Raw genomic sequence first — 9,515 nt, 5'->3', positions numbered from 1 at the left:
TCCGCACCCGTCCGCACCAACCGGGCCCGCACCACCGACGCCCCCGAGGCATGCAACGACACCCCCGACCACCCCACCGGCACCAGCCCACGGCCGTCCGCCCGCACCACCGACGCCAGCAGCGCCGGATGCAGGCCGAAGCCCGCCGCCCCGGTCGGGAGCACCGCCTCGACGAAGGTCTCCTCGCCCCGCCGCCAGAGCGAACGCAGCCCCTCGAAGGCCTCGCCCAGTTCCGCCTCCTCGCGCACCGCCGCCGGATCGGCCACCACCGCGCCCTTGGGCGGCCAGACCGAGGCGTCGAAGCCGGCGGGCCGCTCGCCGCGGACGAGTGCGCCCGCGGCGTGCTCCGTCCACGGCGCGTCGGGCTCGGCGTCCGCGCGGGAGAAGACCCGCACCGGGCACGCGCCGGAGCCGTCCGGCGCACCCACCTGGATCTGGACCACGACCGAGCCGTCCTCCGGCAGCACCAACGGCTCGGTGACGGTCAGCCGCTCGACGCGGTCGCAGCCCACCTGGTCACCCGCCCGCACGGCCAGCTCCAGGTACCCGGTCGGCGGGAACACCGCCACTCCGCCCACCCGGTGGTCGCCCAGCCAGGGCTGCGCCGCCAGCGACAGCCGGCCCGTCAACAGGGTGCCCTCGGCGTTCGCCAGGGCCACGGTGGCGCCCAGCAGGGGGTGTTCGGCAGAGGCCAGTCCGGCTCCGGTCAGGTCACCGAGACGCCGGGCCGGGCGCGGCCAGTAGCGTTCGTGCTGGAAGGGGTAGGTGGGCAGGTCGACGGGCCGGGCGCCGGTGCCGTCGAACAGCCGCGCCCAGTCCACCGGCACACCGGTGACGTGCAGCCGGGCCAGGCCGGTGACCACTGCGGCCTCCTCCGGCCGGTCCCGGCGCAGCAACGGGACGGCCGGGGAGGTCCTGCCGCCCTCGTGCTCGTCGAGGTTCCGCTCGGCCAGCGCGGCGAGCACGCCGTCCGGGCCGAGTTCCAGGAAGGCGGTGGCCCCGGCCGCGTGCAGGGTACGGAGGCCGTCTGCGAAGCGGACGGCCTCGCGGACGTGGCGCACCCAGTAGTCCGCGTCGGTCGTGCCGGTGACCAGCTCGCCGGTGAGGTTGGAGACCAGCGGGATCGAGGGCTCGCTGTACGTCAGCCCGTTGAGGACGGTACGGAAGTCGTCCAGCATCGGGTCCATCAGCGGCGAGTGGAAGGCGTGCGAGACCCGCAGCCGACTGGTCCTCCGCTCGGCGAAGCGCGCCTCGACCGCCGCGACGGCAGCCTCCGCGCCCGAAATCACCACCGAAGTGGGCCCGTTCACGGCGGCTATCGACACCGACTCGCCCAGCAGCGGCCGGACCTCCTCCTCCGTCGCCTCGATCGCGAGCATCGCGCCACCCTCCGGAAGCGCCTGCATCAACCGGCCACGGGCCGCCACCAGCGCACACGCGTCCGCCAGCGAGAACACCCCCGCCACATGCGCCGCGGCGACCTCACCGATCGAATGCCCGGCCACGAACTCCGGCCGCACGCCCAGCTCTTCGACCAGCCGGAACAGCGCCACCTCCACCGCGAACAACCCCGCCTGGGCGAAGTCCGTCCGGTTCAGCAGCTCCGCATCCTCACCCCACACCACCTCGCGCAGCGGCAGGTCCAGCTCCGCACACACCGCATCGAAAGCCTCCGCGAACACCGGGAACCGGGCATACAACTCCCGCCCCATCCCCAAGCGCTGCGACCCCTGCCCCGAGAACAGGAACGCCGTCGAGCGCTCGCTCGCGGCACCCCGAGCGACCTCCACGCCGTCCACCAGCACCACCCGGTGCGCGAACCGCGACCGCCCCGCCAGCGACAGCCCCACGTCCACGGGCGAACAACCGGCCGCCCCGGCGAGCGCGGTCAGCTGTGCGTCCAGCGCGGTCTCCGACTTCGCCGACACCACCCACGGCACCACCACCGGCCCGGCGACCACGGCCGCAGGCTCCTCCACGGCCTCCTCCGGCGCCTGCTCCACGATCACGTGCGCGTTCGTCCCGCTGATCCCGAACGCCGAGACACCCGCCCGGCGCGGCTGACCGGTCTCCGGCCAGTCCCGGGCCTCGGCCAGCAGCTCCACCGACCCCGCCGACCAGTCCACCTCACCGGACGGCGCGTCCACGTGCAGGGTCCGCGGCAGCACCCCGTGCCGCATCGCCATCACCGTCTTGATCACACCCGCGACCCCGGCCGCCGCCTGGGTGTGGCCGATGTTGGACTTCAACGAGCCCAGCAGCAGCGGCCGTTCACGCTCCTGCCCGTACGTCGCCAGCAGCGCCTGGGCCTCGATCGGGTCGCCGAGCGGCGTCCCCGTCCCGTGCCCCTCGACCGCGTCCACCTCGGCGGCGGACAGCCCGGCGGCCGTCAGGGCGGCGCGGATGACGCGCTGCTGGGACGGCCCGTTGGGCGCGGTCAGCCCGTTGGAGGCACCGTCCTGGTTGACGGCCGAACCGCGCAGCACCGCGAGCACCGGGTGCCCGTTGCTCCGGGCGTCGGACAGCCGCTCCAGCACCAGCACGCCGGCGCCCTCGGCCCAGCCCGTTCCGTCGGCGGCGTCCGCGAAGGCCTTGCACCGCCCGTCCGGGGCCAGCCCGCCCTGCCGGCTGAAGCCCGCGAAGCTCATCGGAGTGGAGAGCACCGTCACGCCGCCCGCGAGGGCGAGGGTGCACTCGCCGGCCCGCAGCGCCTGCGAGGCCAGGTGCATCGCCACCAGGGAGGAGGAGCAGGCGGTGTCGACCGTCACCGCCGGGCCCTCCAGCCCGAAGGTGTAGGAGAGGCGGCCGGACAGCACGCTCGCCGTCAGGCCGGTGGTCGCGTGGCCCTCCATGTCCTCCTCGGCGTTCATGACCACACCGACGTAGTCGACGCCCGCCGTGCCGACGAAGACGCCGGTCCGGGTGCCGCGCAGGCCCGCCGGGTCGATGCCCGCCCGCTCGAACGCCTCCCAGGAGGTCTCCAGCAGCAGCCGCTGCTGCGGGTCCATTGCGAGGGCCTCGCGCGGCGAGATCCCGAAGAAGTCCGCGTCGAAGTCGGCCGCGGAGATGAATCCGCCCTCGATCGCGGCACTGCTCCCGGCGCCCTCGCCGAACAGCGCGGCCAGGTCCCAGCCGCGGTCGGCCGGGAAGGCGGTGATGCCGTCCCGGCCGTCCGCGACCAGCCGCCAGAGCTCCTCGGGGGTGGTCACCCCGCCCGGCAGACGGCAGGCCATGCCGACGACGGCGATCGGCTCGTGCCGGCCGGACTCGACTTCCAGCAGCCGTTGGCGGGTCTGGTGCAGGTCGGCCGTGACCCACTTGAGGTAGTCAACGAGCTTGCTGTCGTTCGACATGGGAGGTGGTGCCTTCCTGTGTAGAGGCAGGTGCGGTCAGCGGTCGCTGAGACGGCCGAGCTCGTTGTCGATGAAGGCGAGGACCTCGTCCGCACTCGCCGCTTCGAGTCGCTCCGCGACGCCGTCCTCGGCATTCTGGGCGTCGGGGATTCGCAATTTCTCCAGCATTCGGCGCAGCCGGAGGGACACCGCGTCCCGGGTCGCCCGGTCGGTGCCGCCGTCCGCCAGGGCCTCGTCGAGCCGGTCGAGTTGTCCGAGCAGCGCGGCGCCGTCCGCGGCGTCCCGCCGGTCCAGGAGCACGCCGAGGAGGTGGGCGGCCAGGACGGCCGGGGTGGGGTGGTCGAAGACCAGGGTGGCGGGCAGCCGCAGGCCGGTGACGGCGGTGAGGCGGTTGCGCAGTTCCAGGGCGGTGAGGGAGTCGACCCCGAGGTCGTGGAAGTCCCGGTCGGCCTCGACGGACTGAGCCGTGCCATGGCCGAGAACGGCCGCGGCCTCGGTCCTGACCAGGCCGGTGAGGTGGCGCAGCCGGTCGCCCTCGCGCAGTCCGGCCAGCCGGGCCGCCAGCGCGGTGACCGTACCGGTGCTGCCGCCTCCGGACTCGGCCACCCGGCGGGCGCCGCGGACCAGGCCGCGCAGCAGTGCGGGCACGGCGCCGGGCATCCTCGACGAGCCGGCGGCGCGGCCGATGGGGACGAGGTAGGGCTCGTCGAGGGTCATGGCGGCATCGAGCAGGGCGAGGCCCTGCTCCTCGGTCAGCGGCGGCACCCCGGCGGAACGGATCCGCTGCAGGTCCGCACCGCTCAGCGTCCCGGTCATGCCCGCCGTGGGCACCCACGCCCCCCAGCCCAGGGACTGGGCGGGCAGCCCCTGCTGGTGGCGCCAGGCGGCCAGGGCGTCCAGGAACACGTTCGCCGCCGCGTAGTTGCCCTGCCCCGCACTGCCCATCACCCCCGAAACCGAGGAGAACAGCACGAAGGCCTTGAGGTCCTGGCCGGCCGTCAGCTCGTGCAGATTCCAGGCCGCGTCCACCTTCGGCCGCAGGACAGCCCTCAGCCGCTCCGGAGTCAGCCCACTGACCACACCGTCGTCCAGCACACCGGCCGCATGCACCACGCCGGTGACCGTCCGGCCCCCCAGTGCCCCGGCCAGCGCCTCCCGGTCGGCCGCATCGCAGGCCAGCACCTCGACCTCGGCGCCCAGCCCCCGCAGTTCCTCCACCCAGTCACCGCCGCCACCCCGGCGGCTCAGCAACAGCAGATCACGCACCCCGTGCTCCACCACCAGGTGCCGGGCCACCAGACGACCCAGACCACCCGTACCACCCGTGATCACCACCGTCCCCCCACCCCAACCGGCAGAGGACCCGACCACAGCCGACCCGGCACGCGCCAGCCGGCCGACCCGCACCACACCCCGGCGGGCCACGAACTGGAAGTCACCGCCGGCCGGTTGAGCCGCGAGGACGGGCAGCGCGGCCGTGGTGTCCGCGGCGGAGCCGATGTCGAGCAGGGCGAAGCGGCCCGGGTTCTCCGCCTCGGCCGCCCGCACCAGACCCCACACGGCCGCACCGGCCAGGTCCGAGACCTCACCCCCCGGCACCGCACCCCTGGTCACGAAGACCAGCCGCGAATTCCCGAAACGCTCCTCCGCCAGCCACTCCCGCACCAGCCCGAGCGCCCACCCCGTGACCTCGTGCACCACCTCCGGAACCCGCCCGCCCACGACCGGCGCGAGCACGACTTCCGGCACCGCGTCCGGCACCTCGGCCAACGAGGCCGTGGGGCCGTCCAGGGCCGCCGAGCGTACCGGCCCGCCGGCCGACGAGGGCGCGTCCACCCAGTCCAGCCGCAGCAGCGCCCCGGCCGGCACGGCGTTCGCGCGGACGGCGGCCGACTCGCCCAGGGTCAGCGAGCCCGCCGACAGCACGGGGCCGCCAGCCGTGTCCATGATCTCGACCGACACGGAATCCCCACCCGTCCGGGCGACGCGCAGCCGCACCACGGCCGCGCCGGTCGCGTGCAGCGCCACCTCCCGCCAGTCCACGGGCACCAGTCGCGCACCGTCCTCGGGGCCGAGCAGACCGGCCGCCTGGGCGGCGGCCTCCAGCAGCGCCGGGTGCAGCCCGTAGGGCGCCGCGTCCTCGGCCCGGCCGGGCAGGACGGCTTCGGCGAACACCTCCTCGCCCCGCTGCCACACCGCGCGGAGCGTGCGGAAGGCCGGGCCGTGGTCCAGCGGGTCGTGGCAGCTCTCCGCTTCGACGGCCGATGCGTCCGCCGGGGGCCACACCGAGGTATCGAACCCGCCGTCGCGGCCGCCGACCGCCAGGGTGCCGGTGGCGTGGCAGGTCCACGGCTCCTCCGGGGCGTCCGCCGGGCGGGCGTAGCAGCTCAGCGGGCGCGTGCCGGAATCGTCGGGCGCGCCGGCCACCAGTTGGACGGCGATGGCGCCGTCCTCCGGCAGCACCAGCGGCTCGGTGACCGTCAACCGCTCGACGCGGTCGCAGCCGACCTGGTCCCCGGCCCGCAGGGCCAGCTCCAGCAGCCCGCCGGCCGGGAACACCGCCACTCCGCCGACCCGGTGGTCGCCCAGCCAGGGCTGTGCCGCCAGCGACAGCCGGCCCGTCAGCAGGACGCCCGCCGAATCGGCCGGGGAGACGACCGCCCCCAGCAGCGGGTGCTCGGCGGACGCCAGGCCGGCGCCGGCCACGTCACCGGTGCGGGCGGCCTGCGCGGGCCAGTAGCGCTCCCGCTGGAAGGCGTAGGTCGGCAGGTCGACCCGCCGGGCGCCGGTGCCGTCGAACACCCGGGCCCAGTCCACCGGGACGCCGACGACGTGCAGCCGGGCGAGGCCGGTCAGCAGGGCGGCCTCCTCCGGGCGGTCCGGGCGCAGCGCCGCGGCGGCGACCCGACCGGTGCCCTCGGCCTTGTCCTCGCCCTCACCCTCGGGCTCGCCCTGGCCGAGGACCTGTTCGGCGAGGGCGGTGAGCACGCCACCGGGGCCCAGCTCCAGGTAGTCGGTGGCGCCGGCGGCGTCCAGGGCGCGGAGGCCGTCGGCGAAGCGGACGGTCCCGCGGACGTGGCGCACCCAGTAGTCCGCGTCGGTCGTGCCGCTGACCGGCTCACCGGTCAGGTTGGAGACCAGCGGGATCGAGGGCTCGCTGTACGTCAGCCCGTTGAGGACGGTACGGAACTCGTCCAGCATCGGGTCCATCAGCGGCGAGTGGAAGGCGTGGGACACCCGCAGCCGACTGGTCCTCCGGTCGGCGAAGCGCGCCTCGACCGCCGCGACGGCAGCCTCCGCGCCCGAAACGACCACCGAAGTGGGCCCGTTCACGGCGGCTATCGACACCGACTCGCCGAGCAGCGGCAGGACCTCCTCCTCCGTCGCCTCGATCGCGAGCATCGCGCCACCCTCCGGAAGCGCCTGCATCAACCGGCCACGAGCGGCGACCAGCGCACACGCGTCCGCCAGCGAGAACACCCCCGCCACATGCGCGGCAGCGACCTCACCGATCGAATGCCCGGCCACGAACTCCGGCCGCACCCCCAGCGACTCGACCAACCGGAACAGCGCCACCTCCACCGCGAACAACCCCGCCTGGGCGAACTCGGTCCGGTTCAACCGATCCTGGTCCGTCCCCCACACCACCTCGCGCAGCGGCAGGTCCAGCTCCGCACAGACCGCGTCGAAGGCCTGCGCGAACACCGGGAAGCGCTCGTACAACTCCCGCCCCATGCCGAGCCGTTGCGACCCCTGACCGGAGAACAGCAGTGCGAGCTGCCGTTCACCGGCGACGCCCCGGGCCACCTCCACGCCGTCCAGCAGCACCGCCCGGTGCCCGAACCGCGACCGGCCCGCCAACGACAGCCCCACGTCCACGAGCGAGCCGCCCCGCCCGGCGAGGCCGGTCACCTGTGCGTCCAACGCCGCCGCCGAGACGCCCGAGACCACCCACGGCACCGCGCCCGGCTCGACCGACGGCCGCGCTTCCGCTTCCTCCTGCGGCGCCACCCGCGGCGCCTCCTCGACGATCACGTGCGCGTTCGTCCCGCTGATCCCGAACGAGGACACCCCCGCCCGCCGGGGCCGCTCCCCGCCGGGCCATTCGCGGGCCTCCGTCAGCAGTTCCACCGCCCCGGACGACCAGTCGACGTGCGACGAGGGCGCGTCCACGTGCAGGGTCTTCGGCAGTACCCCCGCCCGCATCGCCTCGACGGTCTTGATCACACCCGCCACACCGGCGGCCGCCTGGGTGTGACCGAGGTTGGACTTCACCGAGCCCAGCATCAGCGGGAGTTCACGGTCCTGCCCGTACGTCGCCAGCAGCGCCTGCGCCTCGATCGGGTCGCCCAAGGTGGTGCCGGTGCCGTGCGCCTCCACGGCGTCCACCTCGGCGGCGGACAGCCCGGCGTTGGCCAGCGCCTGGCGGATCACCCGCTGCTGGGACGGCCCGTTCGGCGCGGTCAGCCCGTTCGACGCGCCGTCCTGGTTGACGGCGCTGCCGCGCAGGACCGCCAGCACCGGGTGCCCGTGGCGCCGCGCGTCCGAGAGCCGCTCCAGCACCAGCACGCCCACGCCCTCGGACCAGCCCGTGCCGTCCGCCCCGTCCGCGAAGGCCTTGCAGCGGCCGTCCGGGGCCAGCCCGCCCTGCCGGGTGAAGCCGAGGAAGCTCATCGGCGTGGACAGCACGGTCACCCCGCCGGCCAGAGCGAGGGAGCATTCGCCACTGTGCAGGGACTGCGCGGCCAGGTGCATCGCCACCAGCGAGGAGGAGCAGGCGGTGTCGATGGTGAGGGCGGGCCCCTCCAGACCGAGGCAGTACGACACCCGGCCCGAGATCACACTGTTGGCCAGCCCGGTGCTCGCGTGCCCCTCCACCTCCTCCCGTGAGTTCATCACCAGCGAGGCGTAGTCCTGTCCGGTGGTGCCGACGAAGACACCGGTCCGGCTGCCGCGCAGCGCCACCGGGTCGATGCCCGCCCGCTCGAACGCCTCCCAGGAGGTCTCCAGCAGCAGTCGCTGCTGCGGGTCCATCGCGAGGGCCTCGCGCGGGGAGATCCCGAAGAAGCCCGCGTCGAAGTCGCCCAGACCGGTGAGGAAGCCGCCCCGGCGGGTGGCGCTGACGCCGTGACCGGTGCCGAACAGCGCGTCCAGGTCCCAGCCGCGGTCGGCCGGGAAGCCGGAGATGCCGTCGCGGCCCTCGCTCAGCAGTTGCCAGAGGTCCTCGGGTGAGGCGACGCCGCCGGGGAAACGGCAGGCCATGCCGACGATCGCGACCGGTTCTCCGGCCGCGGGGGTCGTGGTGGCGGCCGGGGCCGCCGGGGCGGCGCCCTCGTCGAGGAGTTCGGCGAGGAGGTGCGCGGCGAGGGCGTGCGGGGTCGGGTGGTCGAAGACCAGGGTCGCCGGGAGCCGGATCCCGGTGACCTCGGTGAGGCGGTTGCGCAGCTCGATCGCGGTGAGGGAGTCGAACCCGAGGTCGCGGAACTCCCGCCCCGGGTCGACGGCCCGGCCGGAGGCGTGGCCGAGGACGGCGGCGGCCTCGGTACGGACCAGGTCCACGAGGTGGCGCGGCCGGTCGGCCTCGCGCAGGGCGTGCAGACGGGCGGCGAGGGCGGCGCCCGTCCCCGTGCTGCCGGCGGCGGTCCGTCGCCCGGCGGGGAACAGGGCGCGGAACATGCTCGGCACCTCGCCGGGCGGGCGCGTTCCGGCGGCGCGGCCGATGGGGACGAGGTAGGGCTCGTCCCGGGTCATGGCGGCGTCGAGCAGGGCGAGGCCCTGCTCCTCGGTCAGCGGCGGCACCCCGGCCGAGCGGATCCGGTGCAGGTCCGTATCGGAGAGGGTCCCGGTCATGCCGTCGGTCGGCGCCCAGGCGCCCCAGCCCAGGGACTGGGCGGGCAGGCCCTGCTGGTGGCGCCAGGCGGCCAGGGCGTCCAGGAAGACGTTCGCCGCCGCGTAGCTGCCCTGGCCGGCGCTGCCCAGCACGCCCGACACGGACGAGAAGAGCACGAAGGCCTTGAGGTCCTGGCCGGCCGTCAGCTCGTGCAGGTTCCAGGCCGCGTCCACCTTGGGCCGCAGCACGGTGGTGAGCCGCTCGGGCGTCAGTCCGGTGACCACGCCGTCGTCCAGCACACCGGCCGCGTGCACCACGCCGGTGACCGTCCG

Annotated in this window: 1 protein-coding gene and 1 pseudogene; both read right to left on the bottom strand. The window is 75.1% G+C overall.

What is annotated here, in order from left to right; translation table 11 throughout:
- A pseudogene (locus tag ACIRVF_RS42755) lies at positions 1-3,353 on the bottom strand (type I polyketide synthase); the annotation flags it as partial.
- 36 nt (positions 3,354-3,389) lie between these two features.
- A partial coding sequence (locus ACIRVF_RS42750; protein WP_402830613.1) for an SDR family NAD(P)-dependent oxidoreductase occupies positions 3,390-9,515 on the bottom strand: 6,126 nt, incomplete at its 5' end.

Source organism: Kitasatospora sp. NPDC101157 (assembly GCF_044768255.1).
In the GTDB taxonomy this organism is placed as follows: domain Bacteria; phylum Actinomycetota; class Actinomycetes; order Streptomycetales; family Streptomycetaceae; genus Kitasatospora.
The sequence above is the reverse complement of the archived record's forward strand: the minus strand, read 5'-3'. Positions and strand labels throughout refer to the sequence as shown.